Consider the following 24,451-nt stretch of genomic DNA (forward strand, 5'->3'; position numbering starts at 1 on the left):
TCATTTTTGAGAATCATTGTTTCAAAAAGATTTCAATTATTAGGAAAACTCCATGAAGACTTCGACCGTTAAAACGTGTTTCATTCTTTTCATTACATTTATTACAATTGGAAATTGTCTTTATACGAATGTAAAAACACCCGGTTGGTTCTACTCACAGAGTTATTCGGACGTAAGAGGAATGGAACCCGTTGGAAAACTTTCGGGACAATCCTGCGGAGAGGGTTGGTTATGGCTCGTTTACACCGGTGACGAAAGCTATGAAGCCGCGGTACAAAACGCGATTCAAGACAAAGCCGATCTCCTTTTCGACGTTCAAACGGATTACTACGTAAAGTCCTTACTCTTCAATCTTTATTTTTATAAATGCACTCGTGTTTCCGGAATCGGCGTAAAGCTCCCTCATAGATTGATGAAAAAAGAATAACCATGCGCGCGTTTTACTTTTTATTACTACTTTTTATCGGTTTCGTTTTCATAACCGATTGCGCTTTGCCGATCGGGAACCGGCGAACATTGATTAAACGAAATCCGATGCCTTATCCTACGGATTCGATTCTTGCGCCTGAAAATCGTGTTTCTATTGCCGGAACGTATTTTAGAGATCCTTCGGTTCACTACGGAAACGCATCCACGAGATTGAAGTTAGTCGGTTTCGACGGCTTCATCCATTCCACATCGTCTCTTCCTCATAAGGATATGTTTCACGGCTCGCTTGACGATTGGGATTGGTCTAAACATAGAATCATTCGATTTGAAGGACAAAGCCAAGGATGTCAAAGGGGAGTAACGTTGATCTTACCTTTGCGTCAAGGCGAACAACAATCCTTAGTTCCGGTTTCTTTCGTTTTCGGAAAAACGAGTTTTTATGACGAGCTCAAACAGGAAATGGAAAAGAATAAGATAAAGGCGCTCTTTGATTCTAAACTGGATATCGAACAAACTTCTTTTTTATTTTGGCTCGTTCAGAAAAGATGCATTCGATTTAAAAGTTATGCTATTCAAGAATTTTGAATTCGATTCTCTGAGAATTCTATGACAGGAAAACAAAGGACAATTCTGATTCTTTCTTCTATCTCCGGATTTTTAGGCGTGGCAATTGGAGCCTTTGGAGCCCATGCATTAAAGCCGTTTTTAAGTCCGGAAATGCTCGTAATCTACGAAACAGGCAATCGATATCATCTGATTCACAGCATTCCGCCTTTGATCTTGGCTTTGACGGGATACGTTCAGACAAACAAAGCCGCTTGGATTTCAGCAATCTTGTATCTCTGCGGGATTTTAATCTTCTCGGGATCGCTTTACATTCTTGCGATTACCGGAATTAAAATCTTAGGAGCAATTACTCCACTCGGAGGAATTTGTTTTTTACTCGCTTGGGCATTTCTCGCCTGGTCCGCAATCGGCAAGAAGAACGCCTAACGTTCTGTCCCGTAGTAGAACTTTCCTCTTTTTTCAATGAGCTTGCGGGTAATCAAACCTTCGGCGATGATAAGCAAACCCTGAACGGCGGCTTGCTTTTTCGCCGCTTCCGTATCTTGCTGTTCCGCCATAAGCTGATGAACGTATTCTCTCCTCTTCCCTTCCAAAACTCCCAACATAGAACCGCAGACATTTTTATCTCCGACTAAAAAAGCGAGCGCGAGCGTCTGGGGAGGAGTTTCATTGCAAAGATAGTAGAGCGCCAAATTATCAAAATAAGACAACTCTTCAAAAGATTTAACTATAAGCTCTTCTTTATCATCCATGATCGATCGATTCCAATTCGGTAAGTTTATTTTCGAGATAGGTCACTAAGTGAGAAGAATCAGGATCCATGCCCGTTGCAGAACGAATCAGATCTTCGGCCGAGTGAAACTTTCCTTTCCAATGAACATTCTTTCTTAGCCAGCCGAGAAGAGAAGAAAAGTCTTTGTTCTTTGTAACCTGTTCGGAAAAATTCGGAGTTTCTTTTGAAAACGCTTGAAAGAGTTGAGCTGAGTAAATATTTCCCAGAGTGTATGTCGGGAAGTATCCAAACGCACCTCCGCTCCAGTGAACGTCTTGTAACACGCCTTCTCGATCGGAAGGAACTTCGATTCCGAAAAGATCCTTCATTTTAGAATTCCAGAGTTCGGGAAGTTCAGAGACTTGGACCTTCCCATTGATCAAAGCCCTTTCGATCTCAAAGCGAAGAATGATATGAAGATTATAGGTTATTTGATCCGCTTCTACTCGAATAAGAGAAGGAGAAGACTGATTGATATAAGAAAAAAGTTCCGAAAAACTTAGCTCCGATTCTTTCAAATCCAACGAGTTCATAAGAATCGGATAATACATTTCCCAAAATTCTCGAGAACGACCCACTTGATTTTCCCAGAGCCTACTCTGAGATTCGTGAATCCCGAGGGAAACCGAATCATGAAGAGGAGAAGGTCCGCCTATGATTTCGGAAATACCCGCCTCATAAAAAGAATGTCCTGTTTCATGCAAAATACTGAATATAGAGGACAGAGGATCTTTTAGATCGTATCGAGTTGTGATTCTTTTGTCCTTACTTCCGAGAGATGTCGAAAAAGGATGTTCGCTCGCATCCAGTCGAGACATCTTCGATGAAAGACCGAGAAGCGAAGGAAGATTTTCTCCCAATCTTCTTTGAAGAGAAATAGGAATTTCCCTTGGAAAGGGATTGTTAATTTTTTTTCCGCGAGCAACCAACGGTTTTAAAGAATTCTTTAAATTGAAAAATAGGTTTTCTAAGTTAGAAGCTCTTTCTCCCGGTTCGTAACCTTCCAGTAATGCGTCATAGGCTTCCGTCTGATAACCGTAACATTCAGTTTGTTTTTTAGAAAGTTCCACGATCTGATTTAGAATCGGTGCAAAATCGGAAAATTTATTTTCCTTTCTCGCTTTCGCCCAGACCGCGTGCGCTTTGCTGGTAATTACCGAAAATTCTTCAACGAGTTCTTGAGAGAGACAACGAGAACGATTGAGATCTTTGAAAAGAATCTTGAGTTCGACTCTTCTTTCTTCCTGACCGGGAAGACTTTTCTTTTCATTTTCTTCCCTCGCTTTTTCCGCAAGAGCGTAAAACTTATCACCTGCATATTTTGAATGAACCAATCCTGAAAGAAGTCCGATCTGATCTCCTCTTTCGGTCCGCCCTTCTTCGGGCAAAGTGATCTCAGAATCCCAATGAAGGACGCTGAGAATATTTCTTAAGGTCCAAATTTCACGATAAGCGGCTCTGTATTCCGCAAAGGATTTTAATTCTCCACGAATAGAATCCGTGAAAAGCTGCTCGTATTCTTTCATCTCAGTGGATAATAAAAAATCTTCTTTTAGATTGACAAGCACCCTAACCGCAAAAAAATGATTTTTGCACGATTTGCGGGCATGGTGTAATGGCTAGCACTGTAGCCTTCCAAGCTTCCAGTGAGGGTTCGAGTCCCTCTGCCCGCATAATCCTCTCTTCCTCAAAATACTACTCCAATCTATTCTATCATTCACTCGAACGCGAGTTTGGTAAAGCGTTCATAGCGACCCATAGTGAGCGTAAATGAACGCGACCGAGGAACCGGATGTTCCGAGGCCCAACGAGACGCCTCGGAGCAAAGTCGAGCACGATGCGAGACTGCGTAGAGGGCGAGTCCCTCTGCCCCCATAATCTCTCTCTTTATTCCCAAATCCTTCCTTACTGCTAAATCACTCATGTGAAGTGAGCGCTTATAGTTTTCACTCGACAAATTTCCAAGTAGTCAATAAATTACTGCCATCATTTCGGAGGCTCTATGAAACTTCGTTTTCTACTTACTTACTTTCTTTTTTCCCTCCTAATTCCGTTTTCATTGCCCGCACAGAGCGAATCGGTCCGAGTAGAAGTTTCTTCTTGGCCGATCGATTTGACGTCCTTCGATTCCTTTCGAACAGAACAGTCTTCTTCTCCTCAAGGAACGCTAATCTCGCTCATAGCCGCTTTGGATCTATATTCTAAAAATAAGGAAGAGGGCACGAAGGCGTTGATTCTAATCGTAGATTCTTCTTTTCTTACTCAAGATTCGAACGGTTACAAAGGTTTTTCATTGAATAAGAATATTGCCGATCTAATCAAGAGACAACTAGAGCAACATCCGTATCTAATCGGATCTTATCTTCCCGGCTCGTCCGCAGCTAATAATTATAAGCCAAACGGAGCCCCTTATAGTTTTACTTTAACCGCAAATCGTTTTAGCGGAACTGAAGAATCCGGACAAAGAAAACTTTTCATTCCTTCTTCCGGAGCGGATACGGCAAGGCCCGTCACTCTTAAAAGAAACGCAAAGGGCGCGTGGAAAGCACATGAATTTTCGAGTCTGCTCGTAGGAATCAAAAAGCCGGTAACAAAAAATGCGGCCGACGATCTGTAGCTGATTTCGTTCTTCTTTAAAAATTCAATTTGTCCGCGTGAACTATCCTGACAGAGTCAAGATTCTTTTGATCCCGATTCAATTGTTCCGACAAAGTGTTCCGTTGAAATTTGAATTGAATTCGGACTTAAAGTCCATTTGAAATACGATTTCGGCAAAAACCGTACTTGCATCGGAAAAGAAAATTCGGTGTTTTTAGGGGAGATGTAGTTTTAGATTTCTTTAAGAAGAACAAGAAATCGGCCCACTAGGAACCGATTCAGGTGTTTAGAAGAAGTTCTATTTTTGGATAGAATTCTCTGATCGAATGTTTTGAATCTCATTTAAGAAAATTATATTTGTAGTGTCGTTTTCTAAAATGCTATCGGCGAGGGTCTCCAACAACCTTCCTATCTTTTTGCTCTGGGAAAGGTCCGGCTTACGGGAGATTCTGTCCGGTTCTTTTGCCGGGTTATCTTCGTTCGCTCGGAAATGCAAAGGAATCCTCCAAAAGGGTGTAGGAGAAAGACTGGGTCCGGTTTTCGGACCCGTCAAGCTCAATCCTACTCTTCGATCTCAATTCCCGAGAGTTTTTCCAGAGTTTTGATTCTCTTCGCCCATTTTTGAAAATTCACGAGATTCCGAATATTCACCCGTACCTTCTGATACTCGGCGAAAGTAAGTCCATAATCCCAACCGACAAAGATATCCTTTTTCTTTGGAGAATTTCTAAGAGAAGAGCCGCCCCCGAGAATCGTTCCTTTCGGAACATGAAGGTGATCCGAAACCGCACAAGCTCCTCCGATGATTACGTCATCTTCTACAATCGTACTTCCGGCAACTCCGCTCTGACCGGCGATGATAATGTTTTTACCGAGGATACAATTGTGCGCAACGTGAACCATATTATCAAACTTGCATCCGTCTCCGATGACTGTATCTTCCAGTCCTCCTCGGTCGATCGTACAAAGGGATCCGATTTCAACATCATCACCGATTCTTACCGTTCCCACGTGAGGAATTTTATGATGTTTACCGTTAACAGTTACGAATTTATATCCGTCGCCGCCGATCGAACAATTTCCGGAACAGATAAAACGTTTTCCGATAATCACACCATGTTGAATGGAACTATTCGGTCCTATCTGAGAATTTTCACCGATCGTAACGTTTCTCGAAATCTTAACTCCGTCCTCTAAATACGTATTCGCCCCGATGACCGAGTTCTCGCCGACAACTACAAACTCACCCACGGTAACTCCTTCTCCCAACTTTGCGGTCGGATGAATCAAGGCCGATGGAGAAATTTTTCCGGAAGGGACATAAGGCGGGTAGATACAATCTAAAAGCTCAACTAAGCTAAGTTCCGGGTTTGAAACGATTAGACAAGGAAGGCCGATATCCTTGGAAAATTCCTCGGTGGTCAAAATGACGCTCGAGAGAGAATTTTTTACTTCGGATAACATCTTCTTATTAGAAAGAAAGCTGATTGAATTCTGAACACCAGGAGTAAGAGGAGAAACCTTTTCGATCAAAATCTCTTCCGGTTTTTCAGAATTAGCAATCTTAGATCCGCTTATTTTCTTTGCGAGATCAGAGAGTGTAAATTGGGGCATGATTCCCTCGTTTTATTTTGGTTGATACACGGAGAATCCAAAGATCAGAATCGTCACTCAAAAAAAATGTGGGTTAAGAAATCCCATGCTTCATTCTATAAGATTTATTTAGCACATTGGAAATCGCGTCAAATATCCCGTTTGACGAAATGCTCTCCCCTAAAACCATGTAGGAAAATTTGAAAATTCTTCATTTTTAGGAATTGTAACCGCTCATGAAACCGATTAGAGAACCTCAGATCAATCTATTCAAAAAATCGAACCCTTACAAAGCTAAGGTTATCAGCAATACTCTACTAACTCCGGAAGCTGGCGCTGGAAAAAGACCGAAAAAGGAAGGCGAGTCTTTGGTTCATAGAATCACTCTCGCAATCGATCATTCTGCTTATCCGTATGTGATCGGACAAAGCGGAGGAGTCATTCCTCCCGGCGAAGACCCAGAAAAGAAAGCCAAAGGTTTAGCGGATGCCTCTTACACCGTAAGATTGTATTCTATCGCTTCTCCTAGTTATTCATTCGGCATGAAAGAAGACACGATTGAATTTATCATAAAGAGAGATAACGTCTACGATGAAAACGGAAACATTCAACACAAAGGTGTTTGTTCCAATTACATCTGCGATCTAAAACCGGGCGAAGAAGTTACTATGACTGGGCCTTCCGGTAAAAAGTTTCTTTTACCGACGACCGATTTTAGCGGAGACATTATGTTTCTTGCAACTGGAACCGGAATCGCTCCTTTTATCGGGATGAGCGAAGAATTGTTAGAACACAAACTCGTTAACTTCTCCGGAAACATCACTCTCGTTTATGGCGCTCCTTACTCCGATGAATTGGTAATGATGGATTATCTTAGAGGTTTAGAAACTAAGTTTAAGAATTTTAAACTTGTCACCGCAATCTCAAGAGAAGAGAAAAATCCTTTCGACGGTGGAAGAATGTATATTTCTCACAGAGTTCGCGAACAAGCCGACGCGGTGAAAAAAATTCTTAGCGGCGGCGGACGTTTTTATATCTGCGGCGGGCCGAAAGGAATGGAGAAAGGCGTAATCGAAGAAATTCAGAAAATCGCCGGAGACGCAGGAACTTACGAAGACTTTAAACATCACCTTGAAGGCGCGCATCAATTATTCGTCGAAACTTATTGATTTGATTCTAACCTTCTCAAAGATAAAGGTCGAAAGAAGCGCGTGTTTCTTTCGACCTTTTTTATTTTAGAATTCAATCTCATATCATTAAAAACGAATGGATCGATTCTCCATCCTTGACTTATATTGGTCTAAATTTCACCGGGAGAATTAGAAATGGGTGTAATCCGTGACGTAGACAAAGGACGAGGAGAAGTCATCCGCGTAGAAGTATCCGAATATAAAGGAACGAAGTATCTCAATCTCCGCGTCTGGTACACGGACAAAGACGGCGAGAAAAAACCTACTCAAAAAGGAATCGCAATTCCTCCCGAACTATACGATGAAATTCGGGAAGCCGTGATCGAAGCCGAAAGCGAAGTCAAAGGCGACTGAGTTTTAGAGCGATGTGATTCAGAGACTTCTCTCTTGAATGACATCGCTAATGATCAACCTCGCGGCTTCTTCCGTGTCCGCTACGCGGATATGACTCTCCAATCGAGTAATAGAAAAAACTTTTTTCACCGAATCCCGCAGATCCGAAACGATCAATTCTCCGCCTCTTCTTTTTAGCCAACCTGACACTTGAATCAGCGTTCCAATTGCCGAAGAATCGATATACGAAGAAGCTTTTAGGTTGATGATAACAAAGCGATAACCTTCCAACATCTTCTCTTGAACATTCGATTTTAATTCCGGGCATTTGTACAAATCGATATCTCCGACCGACTTGTACACAAAAACATGATCGTGATATTCCACTTCTTCCGAAATCGGATCGATCGTGCGATACTGGATATCATACGCGCCAGCCATAAGATGTTTTCCGGCCGTTTTAGAATTTTCTTTGATCTTGGCTTCCAATGCTTCCAAACGGGATTTCAAAGAACCCATTACGTCCGGCGCAAGATCCAGTTGATTGTCTACATCTTTGATCAATGAAGTTAAAACTTTCGACGCATCTTCTAAGGAGCCTTCTTTGATTAGAGAGCTCGCTTTTTTGAGAGTCTTACCCGATTTTGCTACGATCGATTCTACGATTACATCGGCGTCTTCTTTTATCGAATCCGATTTCCAATCGGGATTTAGCTGAAAAGCTACGGTTTCCAACTTCATCTTTTCCGATAAATTATAGAACGTACTCGTGATAGAAATTCCCGATTCTTTCTCAGTGTTGTGTATTAAATTTTCAGGATGTGTTTTAACTTTTAAGACAACGTTGCGAATATCATCCGCACGCATATCACCGCACTGAAGAACGATCGTTTTGATTCTGCTCGCCTGATCCGGATCCAACTCGGTATAATACGGAATGTCGCTTAACAATTCTAGAAATTCAACGTCTTTGCCAAATTGAATTCTTGTCTCTATCGATTGCGCGTATAAGGATCCGATATCTCCGAATTCTCGAAAGAAAATATCTCCGGTTGCTTCCGGATTCTCAATGTAATAAAAATTTCCACCGCCCGCATCTGCGATGTCCTTTAGAAGAATTTCGTTAAAGTCATCTCCGAATCCAATAACTGTCGTCGAAATTCCTTTCTTGTAATGATCTCCCGCGATCTGAATCAAATCCAATGGGTCCGTGATTCCTTGTGTAGGATTTCCATCCGTGAGAAGAATTGCCCTTTTGTAAACGGTCGAATCCGAAAATAATTCTAAACCTCTTAGAGTATGCAACCAACCGCCCGAAAGATTCGTAGAAGTTCCCGGTTGAATCGTATGAATTCGATTGATGATCGTAGATTTCTCCACGAGTTGAACAATAGGTTGTATCACGTGAATGTCTTCAGCATAGGCGATCACCGAGAGAAAATCTCTCCGAGTCAGCCAGTTTACGAGCGAGCAAGCGGATTGAACAACTGCTTCTAACTTTTCCCCTTTCATCGACCAACTCCTATCGATCGCCAAACCTAATACGATCGGTCTTCGGTCCGGATTTGCGGCGCCCGTTGGAGAATTCAGTCGGATCAAAACGGAATTGTTTCTGTTTTCCGAGACTGCGTTATGTAAAAACTTCGCGGAGAGAATCATTCGGTTGAAAAAACCATTTACCGAAGGTCTTATCAAGAAGAATTTGTAGAGTAACTCGATGGATACTTTCCTAAATCATAAGATTCTTCCCGATTTCCTGAATCGGATGGAAAGTCTCATTTTACTCGGAGGAGAGGAAATTCCGAGCTTTACGAGAATCTACAAACACGAAGAACTGATCGCCGAATCTTCAAACGAAGTTGAGAAGAATTCGGATTCATCCTTTCACAGTGAGATACTTTGTCTACGAGATGCGAAAGAAAAAATCGGAACTCGTTACTTACCAGAATGCCTACTCATCACTTCTTTAGAACCCTGTTTGATGTGCGCAGGTACGATTCTTCTTTCAAGAATCCCCAAGGTTATATATCTTCTACCGGCAAAACAAGGAGAAGGAATTTCTTCGCTGAGCATCGAAACGATCTACTCTCGAAATTTTTTCCCGGAGTTGATTTGTATTCCTGCGGAAATGTCGAAGGAAGCCTTCAAATCGTTTTTCAAGGCCAGAAGAAAGAAATTCAATTGACGTACAGCCTCTAGACAGAATTCCTGAATGCTATAGGAGAAGTGTCAGAGTGGTCTATTGTGCATGCTTGGAAAGCATGTGTGCCAAAAGCACCCCGGGTTCGAATCCCGGCTTCTCCGACTCCATTTTATGGCAGGAACTCACGAAGTCCTTTCTCGGAAATATCGCCCGCAAAGATTCCGGGACGTTATCCATCAAGATCTTGCTATAGGCGCTCTTCAAAACGCTCTTAAATCCGGAAAAATCGGTCACGCATATATCTTCTTCGGCCCCCGTGGTGTTGGTAAAACAACCATCGCACGAATTCTCGCCAAACGCCTCAACTGTCAAAATCCGATCGAAAACGAACCGTGTAATGAGTGTAGCTCTTGTACCGAAGTCACTCGCGGTATTTCGAGCGACGTTCTTGAAATCGATGCGGCGAGTAATCGTGGTATTGAAAACATTCGTGAACTCAGAGACAACGTAAAGTTCGCGCCTATGGGCGGGAAATATAAGGTTTATATAATAGACGAGGTCCACATGTTAACGGACCAGTCCTTTAACGCACTTCTCAAAACTTTAGAGGAACCGCCTTCTCATATCGTATTCGTTCTTGCTACGACCGAATTTCATAAAATTCCGGAAACGATTCTTTCTCGATGCCAAGACTTCATTTTTAAAAAGGTTCCCCTTTCTGTTTTGCAAGACTATTCCGAAAAACTTTGCAAGATAGAAAACGTTCAGTATGATCAGGAAGGTCTTTTCTGGATCGCAAAGAAAGGGGACGGTTCCGTAAGAGATATGCTCTCTTTTATGGAACAGGCAATTGTGTTTACGGATTCTAAATTGATCGGCGCTGCGATTCGAAAGATGATCGGTTATCATGGGATAGAATTTTTGACTTCGTTTATCAAAAGTTTAATCGATCCCGACAATCATACCCGCGCTTTGGAAATTTTAGAAACCCTTTATCAAGAAGGGCAGGACATCTACAAGTTTCTTTGGGATTCTATAGAATTCACTCATACTCTAAATTTGATTCGCGACTCTCTTGCAGATCCAGAGTCGGTCAATTTCCCAAAAGAAGATTTGATTAAGATGAAATCCGATTTCGAATCAGTCGATACATCGAAGTTGAATTTTCTTTCGGGAAAACTTTTCGAACTCTATGAAAGAATCAAAAACATTCGTCTTCGAAATTCATTCGAAATAAAAGTTTTTACTGAAATTCAGATCAAAAAACTCGTTGAGGAATTGACCTACCCAAGTTTGGCGGGTCTCGTTGATAGAATCAATCACCTGATTTTGATGGTTCAAAATTCTAAAAATAATGCGCCGGAACCTCAACAGCCGACCTTGGTTGCCAAAAATGTTACGGAAAGCGATTCTTCAAAAAAAAAAGATGAGTCCATTTCCCGGTCCTTAGAATCACAGATCGAGTCTAACTTTAGAGACGCCGAGGACGCTTTGGCCAATCCTGAACCGCCGAAAACCACCGGAAATCCGGGTGTGATTCCTCAGAAGTTTGATACTAGTACCGAAATCAAAAAGAAATTTCTGGGAACGGAAGTGGATCGTAGTAAATTTCCGAAATTGGATTCTTAATCGATATGTTTGATAAAATGAAAAACTTTTCCGAGATTCTTTCCAACATGGGCGCCTTCCGCGAGAAAATGGAAGAAGTCAAAAAACGTATCTCCGCTCTTCGAGTAACCGGAGATGCAGGAGCGGGAATGGTAACTGTCACCGCGACTGGAGAAGGACTGATTACAAACGTCTTTATCAATAAACAACTGTTCGACGCCGATGACAATAAGATGCTCGAAGATCTCGTCTTGGCTGCGACAAACGACGCTCTTAAAAAAGCGAAGGAAGCGACCGCTTACGAATTTCAGTCCGCCTCCGGCGGTTTAGATTTTTCTGAAATTTCTAAAATGTTCGGTGGAAATATTGGCTAATCATCTTTTAGACGAGATGGTGGAAGCTCTATCTTCTCTTCCCGGTATTGGAAGAAAGAGCGCTTTCCGAATCAGCTTTCATCTATTGAGACTTGAGCAGGGTCTTTTTAATCAATTCATTCATCAGCTTACGGATACAAAGAGTAGAATTCAATTTTGTAAACGTTGCGGTTCTTATTCCGAAACTCCAATCTGTGATATCTGCACTTCGGAAAAAAGAGATTCTCATACGTTCTGTGTGGTGGAACAACCCGAAGATATTTTCTTTATCGAAAACACAAGAGAGTTTCAAGGTAAGTATCACGTTCTAAACGGAGTCATTTCACCGTTGGAGGGAATCGGCCCTCGCGATCTTAGAATCAAAGAGCTCTTGGAAAGAATCGAACCGGAAGAAGTCAAAGAAGTATTGATAGCCACCAATCCGACTTTAGAAGGCGATGCGACCGCCGATTATTTGGCAAGTCAGCTCAAGCCGCTTTCGGTTAACGTAACTCGAATCGCCTACGGAATCACGGTCGGAGGTTCGATCGAACTTTCAGATCAATATACTTTAGGCAGAGCCATTCGGTCCCGATTACAACTTTAGAACCTGTGTTCCGCGGTTACAAAAAATTCTCTGAGAATTTTTCCCTGAGTCGTATCCAAATAAGCTTTCAAACCATCTCCGGCGACAAAGTAACCGGATCTCATTAAAATCTGCATATCGCGAAACGCGTTCCATCTTAGATTGATATTGAATTCTTGTCCAAAATACGCACTCGTCTTATAACCGTTATCGAAATTGAAGTAACGATTGTTTTCTATATAAGGCGACTTGGTTCCGTAGAGTCGATAATAACCCAAGGTCAAAAGCAAAGGGCCGTAAACTACGATGTCTCCGTTAATCCCATATTCATAAAGACCGCTGGAATCTTTTCCTGAAAAGAGAGCATAACCCCCGGTAAAGTCGTTCGCAATGTTCGAGATTGAATACCCCGGTAAAAGAGTTTTATAACCACCGCCTTTTAGATTCGCCTTGGTCCCGTCCTTATCATAACCCGGCCTTCCGGTCGTTCCAACACCGACCAAATTAAAAGTCAAATTCTCACTGTATCGATAAGAGAATTGAAGATCGATCATCCCCCCGGATATATTATGTTTACTGTATTTATTGTATAAGATATTTCCGGCCGCGTCACGGTACGGATCCAGTGCATGTACCTTACCGTGATTGTAGATCCCGTGAACGACAAAACCAAAATTGGATAAATTGATTTCTGTCATCAATCCGTGCCAAAAAAGTTGACCGACTTCGCTATCGAGAGCGATTATATTTCCTTTCGCATTGGAAGTCTTTTCGATCGAATTGATCGTATCATCTAAAAAATAAGAATAGAGTTCATTCTTTACGTTGTTGAAAAGACTCGTTTTGATTTCGTAAAAATAAATATTTGTTCCTAAATAATTTTTATCCGCGTATGTATTTTTATCAAGATCCAGTTGTGCGTTCTGCCTCGCGACAAACCAACCTGCTTCGATAGTAGTATTCCACAAACGAAAGTCTTTGTTCAAAGTAACGCCGGTTCCCGGTGTGAACACGACTCTTCCTCTCGCCGAAGAAAATAATTGTTGTCCCACTCTCAAGCTGAACGCGTCTTCCGGGAGTTTGAAATTGAGATAAAGAAACGTTGTCTGAATATTTACCGGAGCTGAAAAACCTACTTCTCCGCCTTGTCCCGGTCCGACATTGGAATTTTGACCAAAACCTTTTCCGCCAAAGGTAATATCTCCGACTTGAACACCCCAAAGCGCTTCGAAGTATTTCGAAGTGTTGAAGTTCATGTTTACCGTCATTCTCGTATCGAAGTAAGAGATGTCTTCTTTCTGAGGAGAAAGAGTTGTCGGATTTCCTTTCAATCGCTCTGCGATTTCGTTATCGGCGGCTTTCTGTTGTGTCGCTTGATCCTCTGCTTTGAGAGCGGCTTTGTCATAAGGAGTCGCCGCGGTTTGCCGCGTTGTATAGATATCCCTTCCAAGATTGAATCCACGAACCCTGTAATTTCCTTGAAAATCCAGTTTCGTTTTTTCTTCGATCTCTTGGGAGAAAATAGAGATCGGAATGAGAATAGACGTAAGGCAATAGAAGCAAGCCGCCCTTTTCAAAAGGTCAATAGACACAGATCATTTTACCCAGTTATTCTGATTAAAATATCGGCTTCTCAACTCTTCTAAAACACCGGTCCTCTTTAATTCCTTAATAAAGAAGTTCAAATTATCCACAAAAATCAGATCATTCTGCGGAAGCGCGGCGCTGATATATTCTTCCTGAACCGTTCCCAAAAGGGGAAGATAATTCGCCTTTAAGGAAGGATTTTTTTGGAGCAGGGTAAGAATAAAAAAACTATCCGCGACAAAACAAGTAACGTTGTTGCTCAGGAGATTATCGATCGCGATCGAATCGGAAAGATAACTGTAGATCGGAAGTTTTGCGTATTTTTTTTGAAGATAGATATGATTCGTAGTATTTGATCTTACAGAAAAACTGATCAGTCCGCTCAGTGTGGAAAGATCTCCAAGGCTCATAAATCTTCGAGAGGTTACTATGTTACCTTCCGGCTCGGGAGGAAGAATTTTTTTACTTACCAATCCCGCCGGCGTAGTAACGAGATACGGATCCGAAAAAGTCACTTGTTTCCCACGATTCAAATCCGTCGACATTCCGGCTAACGCGAGATCGATCTTTCCGGAACGAATATCTTCTGAAAATTGTCGAAACGTTTTGAGTGGAACAAGTTTTAAAGAAACGCCTAAATAATCCGCGTAGAGTTTTGCAAGTTCCGCATCCACGCCGGGATAACCGTCTTTTGGGTTTTCAATGTAAAACGGCTCATATTGTTTGTTCACTCCGACTACGAGTTCTTTCTTAGAAAGAATTTTCTCAAGTCGAGAACCGGTATATTCAGATTGAGAAAATAAACCGAAGGGAAAAATCCATAGGAAAACAAAACATAGAATTCGTTTCTCAATCATGAAACATATCATGAATCGAACCCTGTTTTTTTCCAGAGCATTTTCATGAAAAATTCAAATTCTAAGGGTTGAGAATTTGAAATTCAGTTCTTCGATTTTTAAAATCGGTCTCAGGGTTTTTCTGTGGAACGACCGGTTCTGAACTTCCTTTCCCGTCGGTCACGATTCTTCCGGAATCGATTCCCTTTTTGACTAAATAATCTTTCACAGAATTTGCTCGGTTGCGGCTAAGAATCAAGTTATCCTGAGCGTCTCCATTGAGATCCGTGTGTCCCGTAATTTTGATTCTAACTTTTGAATTTTCATGTAAATACGAATTAAGATTTTCCAAAATCGAAAAAGAGTTTTCAAGAATTTCATACGAACCCAATGCAAAGTGAATGTTATCAAGAGAAATAGATTTTCCTTTTTCTAAGTCTTGAAATGGATTACTTTGATTCGAATAAATATCGTAGTCCCTCGCGGCTCTTCTACAAAAGTAGAAGGTGCCTGCTTCGTTTGTTTCTAAGTAGAAAGCTTCATCGCCGGCGGTATTGATCTCCGGCCCGAGATTGATAGGTTCTGAAAAATTTCCATCTGGCAAAAAAGTCGATTTGTAAAGATCGTATCCCCCAAAACCACCGGGCCGATTGGAAGAAAAATAAATCGTCTTACCGTCTTTACTCAACGTCGCTGCGATTTCCGAATAAGGGCTGTTAATCGGTTCAGGAAGACTCGAAGCTTTTTCCCAGATTTTATTTTTATAGAGAGAAACAAAAATATCCGCTTCTGCAACTTGTCCGAAAGGATAGCGAGTAAAGTAGAGTTTATTGTTAAAGAGAAATGGATTTTCTTCGATTTCTTCCGTGTTGACCGCGCCGGGAAGAGACACCGGCCTAACCCAAGAAGATCCGTTTCGTTTTGAAAAAAATAAATCTCTCGAAACTCCGATCTTACCGTTCGAGAGTTGGAATTCAATTGCGCCGTCCCGATTGGAAGAAAATAAAATTCCTTCTTCTTTATTCATGATAAACGGACTCTGATCGTCGTAGTTTGAATTTAGAACTGAGATCTCCTCTCCTTGAATCCAATTCTCCCCGTCGCGAGAAGATCTATACAAATCCGTATAATTTGAATTCTCTCTTTTGGAATAAAAATACAGAATACTTCCGTCGTCCGTAAGACTGATTCCAAACTCGTTTAGCTTTGTGTTGATCGCGCCTTTTAATTTTTCCGGTTTCTGTTTCGCAGATTTTTCGAGACGACTCGATTCTTGCGAAGAAAGAATGAAAGTAAACGAAAGGCAACTGAGAATTAAGATAAATAGGGACGGATTTTTTTTTCGAAAAGACGGCATCAGAAAACTCCAAGGATTCTACAATTGAAAATCCCTAAGTCTATTATCCGTTCTTTTATAAAAAACCTGAGCCTAAAAGTTTCTAAAAAACAAAAATTCTTAGATCAAAGATAACGTTTTAACACTTCCGGAATTCGAACTGTTCCGTCCTGATTTTGAAAGTTTTCTAAAATCGCAGCGTAAGTCCTTCCAAGCGCCAAACCGGAACCGTTAATCGTATGCACGAGCTGATTCTTTCCATCTTTCGACTTGTAACGAATTTTTCCACGACGCGCCTGAAAGTCTCTAAAGTTAGAAACGGAAGAAATTTCCATATAACGATTTAAACCGGGCATCCAGACTTCAATGTCATAAGTGATGGAAGAATTCGCAGAAATATCTCCGCTACAAAGAATGATAACACGATAAGGAAGTTCTAATTTTTTAAGAATATTCTCAGCATGCGATAACATCTGTTTGTGTTGTTCTTCAGAATCTTCCGGTTTGCAGAATTTAACGAGTTCCACCTTTTGAAACTGATGCACTCGAACGAGTCCTCGCGTATCCTTTCCATAAGAACCCGCTTCCCTTCGAAAACAAGAAGTGTGGGCGGTGACAGAAATCGGTAGTTGATCTTCTGGAATGATTTCATCTCGATAGAGATTGGTAAGAGGAACTTCGGCTGTTGGAATGAGATTGAGTTCGTCCTTTTCGATTCTATAGAATTCCTCTTTGAACTTAGGGTATTGCCCGGTCGCCATCATAGACTCGTCGTTTACCATCGCCGGAACCCAAACTTCAGTATAACCGTGCTCTTCCGTGTGAACGTTGAGCATAAAGTTCATAAGTGCTCTCTCTAACTTGGCGCCTTCCTTCCAATACGTGTAAGATCGCGCTCCGGAAAGTTTCACGCCCTTTTCAAAGTTGATCCAATTCAAGGCCTCGCCGATTTCAAAGTGCGGCTTCGGGGGAAAGGAGAATTTCGGAATCGTTCCCACTTCATATTGTACTACGTTATCGTGTTCAGACTTTCCAGCGGGAACTTTAGAATCTAGAATATTAGGAAGACTTAAATTGAGATCACTGAGCGCGGTTTCTTCAATCTCGAATTTGATTTCGATGTCTTTGATTTTATCACCGACGAGCTTTACCGCCGCGGAAATCTCCGAGATATCGCCGCCCGCTTGTTTTATCTTACCGACTTCTTTGCTAACTCTATTTCTTTCTTCTCTCAGAATATCAACTTCTCTTTGAAGTTCCCGCTTTCTACGGATAATCGAAGTAAGCTGATCGATAATTCCGATATCTTTGAAACCTCTGAGTTCTAAGATTTTTTTTAGGTCTTCCGTATTTTCAGTGATATAACGCAGATCAAGCATTGTGGTGGTACGCCTTACGATTCATAAATTTAATACTATTTTCAAAAAGTTTGTTTTCGACTTCGGCATTCGATTCTTGACGCAGTGAAAACATTTTATCCAGGATAAACTTCATATAAGAAGGTTCGTTTCTTTTTCCTCGAAACGGAGGAGGAGCCAAAAAAGGAGCATCGGTTTCGATCAACATCGATTCCAGAGGAAGTTTTTGAGCCGCCTCTTGGATCTCAGTCGCGTTCTTAAATGCTACGATGCCAGAAAAAGAAATATAATAACCGATATCGACTAACGCTTTCGCGGTCGGGTAATCGTACGTAAAACAGTGAATCACTCCAAACGCGCGATCTCGGAAATTCTTAAGAATGGAAATCGTATCTTCTTTCGCGTCTCTCGAATGAATGACAACCGGAAGTTTTGTCTTAGCGGAACATTCCAAGAACGCTTCTAAAATTTCTTCCTGTTGTTTTTTTGAATCGGCCGTGTGATAGTAATCAAGACCGATCTCTCCGATCGCGGAAAGTTTGGGATCATCCAAATTCTCATAAACTAACTTAAGAATCTCATCCTTATTCGGAAATTCATGAGTTTCGGTTGGATGACAACCGATCGAATAACGAATCTCTAACGAATCATTTGAATATTCGTTAGCTATGGAGCGGGCACGGATCGAACTCTCAAGGTCTATCCCGATTTGGACGATCTTCTTTACACCAGATTCCGACGCATTTTTCAGACTGTCTGCGATTTCGAGACCTTGTGATTGTATTATATCAAGATGGCAATGTGTATCGGCTATAGAAACCATAGAAATCCGGTTTTAGTGAGTCACTTTTTGTGAATTCGATTGACTGAAAAGAGATTTTTTAGGATCTCTTCAGACAGGTGAAAGCAGTTCGCTAAAAACCAAGTTTCGGGACATAAACCGTGGATATCAAAGCAACTTCCGCACTCATTTATTATAGACTCCGTTATAAGTACCAAGAGTACAAACTAAAACTCGACCTTAAACTTTCTGAACTCAATCGAAAGGGAAAGGAGAGACTTACTGTGATGGTGATTCCTCATTCGGAACAAAAAACCATCAACTTTCACATCTCTTATAGAGCGATTTCCATCTTTATCGGAACTATCTTTATTCTTCTTATCATAAGTTCTATCAACGTCTTGAGTCATAGCGGTTCCGTACATCAACTTACCGAGCTCAATCTTTCCAACAAAGACTTTATCAGACAATCTGCGAAGATGAAAGAAGAGATCAATTCACTTCACGAGTATGTTGAATACTATTACGGAAGATTAGCGAGACTTTACGTAAGACTCGGTGGAGATCCTGCAAAAGTTTCTAAAGGAATCGGCGGGGCGGAACAACTTTCCACACAACCTCCGTCTATCATCGAACCTAAATCTTCAAATTCTCAAAGCAACGATCTGCCGGAAGGCGCGGCTGTTTTCCGATTAAAAGAAGACGTTCATAATCTAAAGATCAGTAATGAACTTACACAGGATATCATTTCGATTCTTAAAAAGAGAAAGAATATTTTAAAACAAACTCCGTCGATCTGGCCGGTGAAAGGTTATGTTCTTTATCCTTATGGCCCTTACTTCAATCCCATCTCGGGAAGAAAAGAATACAATAGCGGCGTGGACGTCGGATCATTTGCCGGTTCTGAAGTTATGGCAACCGCGCCAGGGACCGTTTACGAAATCGGATATACGAGAAACACCGGTTATTTCGTAAAGGTGGCTCATAAGTACGGATGGAAGACGATCTATTCCAACATGGATCGTTTGAAAGTAAGACAAGGCCAACAAGTTTCAAAAACCGAAGTGATCGGCTTCGTCGGTAAAACAGAATCATCTCCCAATTACATGCTCCACTATGAAATCCACGTTGGAACAAGAGCGATCAACCCGTTTGCTTTCCTCAACCAAATTCAGGACTGAATGGCGACAACAGAAGAACACTTAATCGTAAATAGTATCATTGGCGAAGGCGCCGAGTTTAGCGGCGAATTTAAACTGACGGGCTTGTTAAGAATCGATGGAATTTTCAGAGGTTCGATAAAAACCGAAGGAAAAGTCCTAATCGGTAAATCCGGAATCGTCGATACGGATATCAGAGCCCGAATTGTTGTCGCTGGCGGCGAAATCAATGGGAATATTTACGCCAGCGAAAGAGTCACTTTACTTGCTTCCTGCAGAATGAAAGGAGATATCGTATCTCCTCGAATCGTGATGGAAGAAGGAGTACAATTCGAAGGCAATTGTAAAATCAACCCAGTTGCACATTGAAAGTACTCATACCTCCTTACCAAGCTCCTCGTAAAGAAACCGAAACCAGACAAACTTCTAAGGGCAAAAAGAATGGTGTTTCCTCGTTAGGCGGGGGCAATTCCACCAATCAAACCGAAAGTATTGAAAGCGCTCCTTCCTCTTCTTTTTTAGATATCTTAGAAGAAATTGTTCCTTCGGGATCCGAAACCACAAAAGATCTCAACGCACTTTGGAGAGATTTACCGGAAATAGAAAAAAGATTTTTGGATCTTCCTTCTATCGGAAATTTAGAAACCTACCAAAAACACGTTCAAGCAATCACCAAAGCAGTAATCGATCAAAACATGCGGGTTGAAACTCTCTCCAGAAGAATGAAAGGGGAAGCCAAGAAAATCTATCACGTCGTAAAGATCATCGACGAGAAAATTCAGATTCTCGCAGAGCTGATTATGAACGAAGGAAATTCAGCGTTTAAGCTTTTAAAATCTTTAACGGATATTCGCGGTCTTCTGTTGGATATTCAAGAGTAGAATTTTCACCGCTCAAAAATCTCACGCGCGTGAATCACTTTAAATTATAGACATCCTTCGAATATTGCCTTTAACAATGTTTGAGATAGCTTCATCATAAGAAAATAAAACTTAGAACGGATCTTGCACTTGTAAACCGAGCCGATGAGAGAGTTGGAATATTTTTTCGGGAGTCGTTAGTGAATTTCTTAGATTCTCGACTTCTAATCGATTTTTTCTCGCTAAAATTAAAAATATAGAATATTCGTATTCCTTAGCAGCTCCAATGAAAGACTCGGATCCCCTCTGTTCAAGAATCTGTGAAGCTCTAAATTCCAAAGCTTCTTTGATTTCGTCATATAAAGAATCTAAACTTTGAAACCAATTCTCCACATTCGAAATAAATTCGCTGACTTCCAATTGTTTTGAATTTCTTACTTTAGAAATTTCTTTTAGAATCTTTTCTAAGTCGTATTTTCTCCAAGGCTTTGATTGCAATACCGGTACTTGCCATTTTTCCATTTCCGCTCTCCAATAGTTTTTGGACGCTTTTACGGAAAATCTCTTCAAATCGGGCAACGTAACTGCGGAAAGATAACCTCCAAAACAAACTCCAGTTTCGATTCCATAAATATTGTTTTCGTAAACTTGAATCTTGTCGCCCACAACTCGATGGCCAAAGATGACCAACTTTTTGTCTTTATAAAGACTGGTCCAATCATCGGATCCGTATTTTTTAGTAAGATATTTTTCTCCGGAAGTGCTTCCGATTAAAACTTCCTTTCTTTGTTCTCGCAAAGAAAACCCTGGCTCGATCGCGGCGTGAACTATAATTGCAGAATCCGTTTCATAATAGCAGGGGAGATTACGAATCCATTCTAAGAATTCTTTATACTGAGTTCCAAATTGCAATTTAACGATTTCCTGAGAATAGGAAAGAACTTGATTAGCGTGTTTGTTTTCGTGATTGCCCATAACCACGATATGTTTCGGATTCGCCCTGAAGAATTCATAAACCTTCACCGAATCAGGACCGCGATCTACGATATCACCTACGGAAATAATTCTATCATTCTCAGAATAGCCTACTTCTTTTAAAAGCAGAATCAATTCGTCATAACATCCATGGATATCTCCAATGACAATATCTCTCATAATCTTTTCTCTTTTTTAGCCTGAGACAAATTAAGAAATCACAACAGGATTTCATTTCTGCGCTCGAATCAAATGGGTAAATTGGAAGCGCGTCAGCGGAGAATATTTTCCCCACTTCTTCCGAGTTTGGATCGACTTCAGGTGTTAACGATTGTACTTACTTTTAATAACTGCACAACGTGTAGATAATTGACTGGAATTCAAAAGGTGAAAATAGAAAGTTACAAACCCAACGCGTTCAAAATCTTTTCCATTGCTTCTAAGTTTGGATAAACGATCGTCATTTTTCCCTTACCGGATCCTTGGTTGTGACCGATCTCGATTTTCATCGAATATTTTTTACGAAACTTATTTTCTAAATCGACGATGTTTACGTCTTTGCGGGATTTTTTCTTTTCCGTAACTGGTTTTTCATCCGTAAGATTGGAAACTAATTCTTCCACTTGTCTTGCGGTTAAACCTTTTTCAGCAATTTGAAATGCAAGTTGTTCGATCTTCTTTCGATCAGCCAAAGAAAGAAGAGGTCTTGCGTGACCTTCCGAAATTCTTCCATTTTTGATTAAATCTTGAACTACATCGGGAAGTTGAAGAAGACGAATCAAATTTGAGATCGTAGAGCGATTCTTTCCAACGCGGGCTGAGATATCTGTAATTTTGAGATTTAATTTTTCAGAAAGTGTTTTGTATGCGATCGCTTCTTCAATCGGATTGAGATCTTCCCTTTGAATGTTTTCGATAATTGCCATTTCCATGGATTGGTTTTCAGAAACATTCTTAACGATCGCGGGAATTTTTACAAAGCCGGCGAGCTTACAAGCTCTGTAACGTCTTTCACCGGATATAATTTCATATCCAGCGTCCAATTGTTTTACGACGATCGGTTGGATGACCCCGTGAGCTTTGATCGTTTCAGAAAGTTCCTTGAGAGATTCTTCTGAAAAAGTTTTTCTCGGCTGACCCGGATTTGGCCGGATCTCGCTAATACGAATTTCTCGAAGCGCTCCATCCGAAGAAGAATCCATCGGAGTTTTACTTTCATTGACCGGAATTAAATTTCCAAGGCCTCTTCCTAGGGCTTTGGGTTTGATCGCCATTCTTAATTCTTCCCTGCAACTTCCAGAGCTAAACTTCTATAACTCTGAGCGCCAACTCCTTCCGGGTCGTAACTCATAATCGTTTGTCCAAAAGAAGGAGCTTCGCTTAACTTTACATTTCTTGGAATGATCGTAGTATAAACTTTATCTTTAAAATAGGATTTCACATCCTCAGCAACTTGATTTGCAAGATTGGTTCTTTTATCGAACATCGTAAGAAGAACTCCTTCCAATTCTAAAGAAGGATTCAATTGTTTTTGAACCAGTGAAATAATTTTCATAAGTTGAGTCAGACCTTCCAGAGCGAAATACTCCGTTTGAAGAGTAATCATCACACTGTCCGCTGCGCAAAGAGCGTTGATCGTAAGAATTCCTAAAGAAGGCGGGCAATCGATGAGAATGTAATCGTATTCAGTACGAAGTTCCGAAACCGCGTTCTTCAATCTATATTCTCTTTCCTCTTCCGCAAGAAGGTCCGCTTCCGCGCCGCTCAAGTTGATGTTCGAAGGAATGATGTGAAGATTCTCTACGTTTGTTCTTTGAATACATTCATTTGGAGAAGATTCCCCTAAGAGAAGTTCGTAAGAAGTTTTTCCGAGAGTATTGATTTCTAATCCGAGACCGGATCCCGAATTTCCTTGAGGATCCATATCGATAATCAGAACTTTCTTTCCGATCGAAGCAAGGTTGGCCGCAAGATTGATAGAGGTTGTCGTTTTTCCGACCCCGCCCTTTTGATTACTAATGGATACTATTTTTCCCATTTCCGCCCTTACTCTCCTTGCTGATATCCTTCCAAGCTCTAGGATAACCATGCCTCGGGCTAGAAACCTTTTTCAAGAATTTAATATGTCGCATCCCTAAAAATTCAAGAGATGGAAAATCTTCCGTCGATTCGAGTTTAAATCCTGAGTTAGTAAGAATTTCTTTTTCTATTTTAGCGGGAATATCATGTTTTGCTAAAAATGGGACATAAGTTCCTCCCATCTTCACGAGATTACAAACAGCTTCCGCGCTGTAAGGATAAGGAATAAAACCTCGTGATACGACATAATTCAGATTTAACTTTGATTCTTCCGTTCGAATAAACTTAAACTTTACATCGGAAATTTTATTCCGATTCACAAACTCTTCCGTATGAGCTAATTTTCTTTTTTGAGAATCGATAAGCACCACAATCGGATGATCTTTCAAACAACGAAAAAAGAAACCTGGAATCCCGGGACCGGTTCCCGCGTCTCCTAATTGAATTCCTTTCCAGGAACCAACTTTCTGCGAAATTTTATAAACGTGGTAGATAGATTCCAAAACGTGACGGTCCAAAATTTCTTCGGAATCTCTTTTTGAGAAAAATCCTCCCGCCTCATTCTTTTCTCTTAAGAATTTAGAAAACTCAGAGATCAATTCCCAATCGAAAAGAGGAAAAATCCCTTCCGCTTCTTTTGGAAATCTTTCTTTCAATCTTTCTAAAATCGATTCAACGGAAAATTCTTTTGGATCTTGCATGAAGCTAAAGTAGAATTTTGTTTTCTTCTGTCTCTACAGTTTCTTAGAAGGAAAATAAGATTTGATCTTAATATTTGCTCGAACAATTATATTTGACGAAATACAATGAAAAAAGAAAAGTTCTCTCATGTTTATTTTGGATCACCAGCTCGGTTTCAACCTTCACCGAGTCGCTTTGCTTTTTAGAAGAGAACTCTCCCGTTGTCTCCGAGACTATAACCTAACCCCGGAACAATGGCAGGTCCTCGCCACACTTTGGGAAAAAGAATCACTGACTCAAAAAGAAATCATTCATGTTACTTTGCAAGACGCTCCTTCCGCTTCTCGAATGGTCGCGAGAATGGTTCAGAATCAATTAGTAAAAAGTGAAGTTTCCGAGGAAGACAAACGTGCAACGATCATTACTCTTACAAAGACTGGTCGCTCTTTAGAAAAAACTCTTCCTAAAAAAATAACGAATCATTTTGAAAACATTCTTCAGAATTTTCCAATGTCAAGAAGGCAAGAATTGTTGACGGTCTTAAAAGAACTCCGTTTGGTTTTTAAGGATTTGAATGAAGACAATCAATGAGAGTTATAAATTCTCGCGTTCAATTCTTCTCCAAG

At 40.9% G+C, this 24,451-nt stretch carries 28 protein-coding genes and 2 tRNA genes; 16 read left to right on the forward strand and 14 right to left on the reverse strand.

Annotation, left to right across the window (positions count from 1 at the left end; genetic code table 11):
* The first annotated feature begins 52 nt into the window (after positions 1-52).
* The 3 genes from A0128_RS19135 to A0128_RS19145 all read left to right on the forward strand — a co-directional run bounded on the left by A0128_RS19135 (position 53) and on the right by A0128_RS19145 (position 1,422).
* Positions 53-427, forward strand: coding sequence for a TRL-like family protein (locus tag A0128_RS19135; protein ID WP_069608972.1), 375 nt, complete (start codon positions 53-55; stop codon positions 425-427).
* 107 nt (positions 428-534) lie between these two features.
* The gene (locus tag A0128_RS19140; RefSeq protein ID WP_427854355.1) at positions 535-1,014 is read left to right on the forward strand and encodes a hypothetical protein; all 480 of its coding nucleotides are present in this window, start codon (positions 535-537) and stop codon (positions 1,012-1,014) included.
* Positions 1,015-1,035: 21 nt separating this feature from the next.
* The gene (locus A0128_RS19145; RefSeq protein ID WP_069608974.1) at positions 1,036-1,422 is read left to right on the forward strand and encodes a DUF423 domain-containing protein; all 387 of its coding nucleotides are present in this window, start codon (positions 1,036-1,038) and stop codon (positions 1,420-1,422) included.
* On the opposite strand, the gene A0128_RS22225 is transcribed toward A0128_RS19145, so the two are convergent.
* Together A0128_RS22225 and A0128_RS19155 are read right to left on the reverse strand one after the other, a co-directional pair.
* Positions 1,419-1,748 carry a hypothetical protein gene (locus A0128_RS22225; protein WP_069608975.1) on the reverse strand — a complete coding sequence of 110 codons (330 nt, stop codon included), beginning with the start codon at positions 1,746-1,748 and terminating at the stop codon, positions 1,419-1,421. The genes A0128_RS19145 and A0128_RS22225 overlap by 4 nt on opposite strands.
* The gene (locus A0128_RS19155; RefSeq protein ID WP_069608976.1) at positions 1,741-3,294 is read right to left on the reverse strand and encodes a carboxypeptidase M32; all 1,554 of its coding nucleotides are present in this window, start codon (positions 3,292-3,294) and stop codon (positions 1,741-1,743) included. Before A0128_RS19155 ends, A0128_RS22225 begins: the two co-directional genes overlap by 8 nt.
* A 75-nt stretch (positions 3,295-3,369) precedes the next feature.
* Between A0128_RS19155 and A0128_RS19160 the strand changes: the two genes are divergently transcribed.
* Positions 3,370-3,441: transfer RNA gene (locus tag A0128_RS19160), tRNA-Gly, on the forward strand.
* Between the two features lie 329 nt (positions 3,442-3,770).
* A complete protein-coding gene (locus A0128_RS19165) occupies positions 3,771-4,385 on the forward strand; it encodes a DUF6935 domain-containing protein (RefSeq protein ID WP_069608977.1) in 615 nt (204 codons plus the stop codon).
* A 279-nt stretch (positions 4,386-4,664) separates the two neighbouring features.
* On the opposite strand, the gene A0128_RS19170 is transcribed toward A0128_RS19165, so the two are convergent.
* Complete coding sequence (locus A0128_RS19170) at positions 4,665-4,862, reverse strand: hypothetical protein (protein ID WP_069609415.1); 198 nt, start codon at positions 4,860-4,862, stop codon at positions 4,665-4,667.
* 65 nt (positions 4,863-4,927) lie between these two features.
* Positions 4,928-5,980 carry a UDP-3-O-(3-hydroxymyristoyl)glucosamine N-acyltransferase gene (gene lpxD, locus A0128_RS19175; protein WP_069608978.1) on the reverse strand — a complete coding sequence of 351 codons (1,053 nt, stop codon included), beginning with the start codon at positions 5,978-5,980 and terminating at the stop codon, positions 4,928-4,930.
* Between the two features lie 215 nt (positions 5,981-6,195).
* Here lpxD and A0128_RS19180 point away from each other — a divergent pair, with 215 nt between their 5' ends.
* Together A0128_RS19180 and A0128_RS19185 are read left to right on the forward strand one after the other, a co-directional pair.
* Positions 6,196-7,128 carry a ferredoxin reductase domain-containing protein gene (locus A0128_RS19180; protein ID WP_069608979.1) on the forward strand — a complete coding sequence of 311 codons (933 nt, stop codon included), beginning with the start codon at positions 6,196-6,198 and terminating at the stop codon, positions 7,126-7,128.
* Positions 7,129-7,284: 156 nt separating this feature from the next.
* Positions 7,285-7,503: a transcriptional coactivator p15/PC4 family protein gene (locus A0128_RS19185; protein WP_069608980.1), complete on the forward strand. Its 219-nt coding sequence runs from the start codon at positions 7,285-7,287 to the stop codon at positions 7,501-7,503.
* Between the two features lie 18 nt (positions 7,504-7,521).
* On the opposite strand, the gene A0128_RS19190 is transcribed toward A0128_RS19185, so the two are convergent.
* A complete protein-coding gene (locus A0128_RS19190; RefSeq protein WP_069609416.1) occupies positions 7,522-9,141 on the reverse strand; it encodes an anti-sigma factor antagonist in 1,620 nt (539 codons plus the stop codon).
* A gap of 58 nt (positions 9,142-9,199) precedes the next feature.
* Between A0128_RS19190 and A0128_RS19195 the strand changes: the two genes are divergently transcribed.
* The 5 genes from A0128_RS19195 to recR all read left to right on the forward strand — a co-directional run bounded on the left by A0128_RS19195 (position 9,200) and on the right by recR (position 12,193).
* Positions 9,200-9,667, forward strand: coding sequence for a nucleoside deaminase (locus A0128_RS19195; protein ID WP_069608981.1), 468 nt, complete (start codon positions 9,200-9,202; stop codon positions 9,665-9,667).
* A 35-nt stretch (positions 9,668-9,702) separates the two neighbouring features.
* A tRNA-Ser gene (locus A0128_RS19200) sits at positions 9,703-9,786 on the forward strand.
* Between the two features lie 10 nt (positions 9,787-9,796).
* On the forward strand, positions 9,797-11,254 hold the full coding sequence (dnaX, locus tag A0128_RS19205) for a DNA polymerase III subunit gamma/tau (protein ID WP_069608982.1): 1,458 nt from the start codon (positions 9,797-9,799) through the stop codon (positions 11,252-11,254).
* A gap of 5 nt (positions 11,255-11,259) precedes the next feature.
* Complete coding sequence (locus A0128_RS19210) at positions 11,260-11,607, forward strand: YbaB/EbfC family nucleoid-associated protein (protein WP_069608983.1); 348 nt, start codon at positions 11,260-11,262, stop codon at positions 11,605-11,607.
* Positions 11,600-12,193 (forward strand): recombination mediator RecR, encoded by a 594-nt coding sequence (gene recR, locus A0128_RS19215; RefSeq protein WP_069608984.1) that lies wholly within the window; start codon positions 11,600-11,602, stop codon positions 12,191-12,193. The genes A0128_RS19210 and recR overlap by 8 nt, the downstream gene beginning before the upstream one ends.
* On the opposite strand, the gene A0128_RS19220 is transcribed toward recR, so the two are convergent.
* The 5 genes from A0128_RS19220 to A0128_RS19240 all read right to left on the reverse strand — a co-directional run bounded on the left by A0128_RS19220 (position 12,190) and on the right by A0128_RS19240 (position 18,112).
* Positions 12,190-13,764 carry a hypothetical protein gene (locus tag A0128_RS19220; protein ID WP_069608985.1) on the reverse strand — a complete coding sequence of 525 codons (1,575 nt, stop codon included), beginning with the start codon at positions 13,762-13,764 and terminating at the stop codon, positions 12,190-12,192. The two genes, recR and A0128_RS19220, sit on opposite strands and share 4 nt — an antisense overlap.
* A 3-nt stretch (positions 13,765-13,767) precedes the next feature.
* On the reverse strand, positions 13,768-14,616 hold the full coding sequence (locus tag A0128_RS19225) for a substrate-binding periplasmic protein (protein WP_069608986.1): 849 nt from the start codon (positions 14,614-14,616) through the stop codon (positions 13,768-13,770).
* 61 nt (positions 14,617-14,677) lie between these two features.
* Positions 14,678-15,952, reverse strand: a complete 1,275-nt coding sequence (locus A0128_RS19230; RefSeq protein WP_069608987.1) for an OmpA family protein — start codon at positions 15,950-15,952, stop codon at positions 14,678-14,680.
* Positions 15,953-16,056: 104 nt separating this feature from the next.
* Positions 16,057-17,310 (reverse strand): serine--tRNA ligase, encoded by a 1,254-nt coding sequence (gene serS / locus A0128_RS19235; protein WP_069608988.1) that lies wholly within the window; start codon positions 17,308-17,310, stop codon positions 16,057-16,059.
* Positions 17,303-18,112 (reverse strand): TatD family hydrolase, encoded by an 810-nt coding sequence (locus tag A0128_RS19240; RefSeq protein WP_069608989.1) that lies wholly within the window; start codon positions 18,110-18,112, stop codon positions 17,303-17,305. The genes serS and A0128_RS19240 overlap by 8 nt, the downstream gene beginning before the upstream one ends.
* A 119-nt stretch (positions 18,113-18,231) precedes the next feature.
* On the opposite strand from A0128_RS19240, the gene A0128_RS19245 reads away from it, so the two are divergent.
* From A0128_RS19245 to A0128_RS19255, 3 genes are read left to right on the forward strand one after another with little or no spacing between them, the layout of a single operon-like run.
* On the forward strand, positions 18,232-19,251 hold the full coding sequence (locus A0128_RS19245) for a M23 family metallopeptidase (protein WP_069608990.1): 1,020 nt from the start codon (positions 18,232-18,234) through the stop codon (positions 19,249-19,251).
* Positions 19,252-19,599, forward strand: a complete 348-nt coding sequence (locus A0128_RS19250; RefSeq protein ID WP_000246073.1) for a bactofilin family protein — start codon at positions 19,252-19,254, stop codon at positions 19,597-19,599. It abuts the gene before it with no gap.
* Positions 19,596-20,111, forward strand: a complete 516-nt coding sequence (locus A0128_RS19255; protein ID WP_069608991.1) for a YaaR family protein — start codon at positions 19,596-19,598, stop codon at positions 20,109-20,111. Before A0128_RS19250 ends, A0128_RS19255 begins: the two co-directional genes overlap by 4 nt.
* A 111-nt stretch (positions 20,112-20,222) precedes the next feature.
* Here A0128_RS19255 and A0128_RS19260 read toward each other — a convergent pair whose 3' ends face one another.
* From A0128_RS19260 to A0128_RS19275, 4 genes are all read right to left on the reverse strand, one after another.
* Positions 20,223-21,245, reverse strand: coding sequence for a metallophosphoesterase (locus A0128_RS19260; protein ID WP_069608992.1), 1,023 nt, complete (start codon positions 21,243-21,245; stop codon positions 20,223-20,225).
* A 221-nt stretch (positions 21,246-21,466) separates the two neighbouring features.
* A complete protein-coding gene (locus tag A0128_RS19265; RefSeq protein ID WP_069608993.1) occupies positions 21,467-22,339 on the reverse strand; it encodes a ParB/RepB/Spo0J family partition protein in 873 nt (290 codons plus the stop codon).
* A gap of 2 nt (positions 22,340-22,341) precedes the next feature.
* Entirely contained in the window at positions 22,342-23,103 is a 762-nt protein-coding gene (locus A0128_RS19270; protein WP_069608994.1) for a ParA family protein, read from the reverse strand.
* Complete coding sequence (locus A0128_RS19275; protein ID WP_069608995.1) at positions 23,081-23,845, reverse strand: RsmG family class I SAM-dependent methyltransferase; 765 nt, start codon at positions 23,843-23,845, stop codon at positions 23,081-23,083. The genes A0128_RS19270 and A0128_RS19275 overlap by 23 nt, the downstream gene beginning before the upstream one ends.
* 127 nt (positions 23,846-23,972) lie before the next feature.
* On the opposite strand from A0128_RS19275, the gene A0128_RS19280 reads away from it, so the two are divergent.
* Positions 23,973-24,416 carry a MarR family winged helix-turn-helix transcriptional regulator gene (locus tag A0128_RS19280; RefSeq protein WP_069608996.1) on the forward strand — a complete coding sequence of 148 codons (444 nt, stop codon included), beginning with the start codon at positions 23,973-23,975 and terminating at the stop codon, positions 24,414-24,416.
* Positions 24,417-24,451: the final 35 nt, after the last annotated feature.

It is taken from the genome of Leptospira tipperaryensis, assembly GCF_001729245.1.
Lineage (GTDB): Bacteria > Spirochaetota > Leptospiria > Leptospirales > Leptospiraceae > Leptospira > Leptospira tipperaryensis.

Coding starts and splice junctions, on each gene's coding strand:
- A0128_RS19135 (WP_069608972.1), top strand. CDS start 53: ATGAAGACTTCGACCGTTAAAACGTGTTTCATTCTTTTCATTACATTT.
- A0128_RS19190 (WP_069609416.1), bottom strand. CDS start 9,141: ATGATTCTCTCCGCGAAGTTTTTACATAACGCAGTCTCGGAAAACAGA.
- A0128_RS19210 (WP_069608983.1), top strand. CDS start 11,260: ATGTTTGATAAAATGAAAAACTTTTCCGAGATTCTTTCCAACATGGGC.
- A0128_RS19280 (WP_069608996.1), top strand. CDS start 23,973: ATGTTTATTTTGGATCACCAGCTCGGTTTCAACCTTCACCGAGTCGCT.
- A0128_RS22225 (WP_069608975.1), bottom strand. CDS start 1,748: ATGGATGATAAAGAAGAGCTTATAGTTAAATCTTTTGAAGAGTTGTCT.
- A0128_RS19195 (WP_069608981.1), top strand. CDS start 9,200: ATGGATACTTTCCTAAATCATAAGATTCTTCCCGATTTCCTGAATCGG.
- A0128_RS19240 (WP_069608989.1), bottom strand. CDS start 18,112: ATGGTTTCTATAGCCGATACACATTGCCATCTTGATATAATACAATCA.
- A0128_RS19270 (WP_069608994.1), bottom strand. CDS start 23,103: ATGGGAAAAATAGTATCCATTAGTAATCAAAAGGGCGGGGTCGGAAAA.
- A0128_RS19165 (WP_069608977.1), top strand. CDS start 3,771: ATGAAACTTCGTTTTCTACTTACTTACTTTCTTTTTTCCCTCCTAATT.
- A0128_RS19230 (WP_069608987.1), bottom strand. CDS start 15,952: ATGCCGTCTTTTCGAAAAAAAAATCCGTCCCTATTTATCTTAATTCTC.
- A0128_RS19185 (WP_069608980.1), top strand. CDS start 7,285: ATGGGTGTAATCCGTGACGTAGACAAAGGACGAGGAGAAGTCATCCGC.
- A0128_RS19140 (WP_427854355.1), top strand. CDS start 535: ATGCCTTATCCTACGGATTCGATTCTTGCGCCTGAAAATCGTGTTTCT.
- dnaX (WP_069608982.1), top strand. CDS start 9,797: ATGGCAGGAACTCACGAAGTCCTTTCTCGGAAATATCGCCCGCAAAGA.
- A0128_RS19250 (WP_000246073.1), top strand. CDS start 19,252: ATGGCGACAACAGAAGAACACTTAATCGTAAATAGTATCATTGGCGAA.
- lpxD (WP_069608978.1), bottom strand. CDS start 5,980: ATGCCCCAATTTACACTCTCTGATCTCGCAAAGAAAATAAGCGGATCT.
- A0128_RS19260 (WP_069608992.1), bottom strand. CDS start 21,245: ATGAGAGATATTGTCATTGGAGATATCCATGGATGTTATGACGAATTG.
- A0128_RS19155 (WP_069608976.1), bottom strand. CDS start 3,294: ATGAAAGAATACGAGCAGCTTTTCACGGATTCTATTCGTGGAGAATTA.
- A0128_RS19145 (WP_069608974.1), top strand. CDS start 1,036: ATGACAGGAAAACAAAGGACAATTCTGATTCTTTCTTCTATCTCCGGA.
- A0128_RS19225 (WP_069608986.1), bottom strand. CDS start 14,616: ATGATTGAGAAACGAATTCTATGTTTTGTTTTCCTATGGATTTTTCCC.
- A0128_RS19180 (WP_069608979.1), top strand. CDS start 6,196: ATGAAACCGATTAGAGAACCTCAGATCAATCTATTCAAAAAATCGAAC.
- serS (WP_069608988.1), bottom strand. CDS start 17,310: ATGCTTGATCTGCGTTATATCACTGAAAATACGGAAGACCTAAAAAAA.
- A0128_RS19275 (WP_069608995.1), bottom strand. CDS start 23,845: ATGCAAGATCCAAAAGAATTTTCCGTTGAATCGATTTTAGAAAGATTG.
- A0128_RS19265 (WP_069608993.1), bottom strand. CDS start 22,339: ATGGCGATCAAACCCAAAGCCCTAGGAAGAGGCCTTGGAAATTTAATT.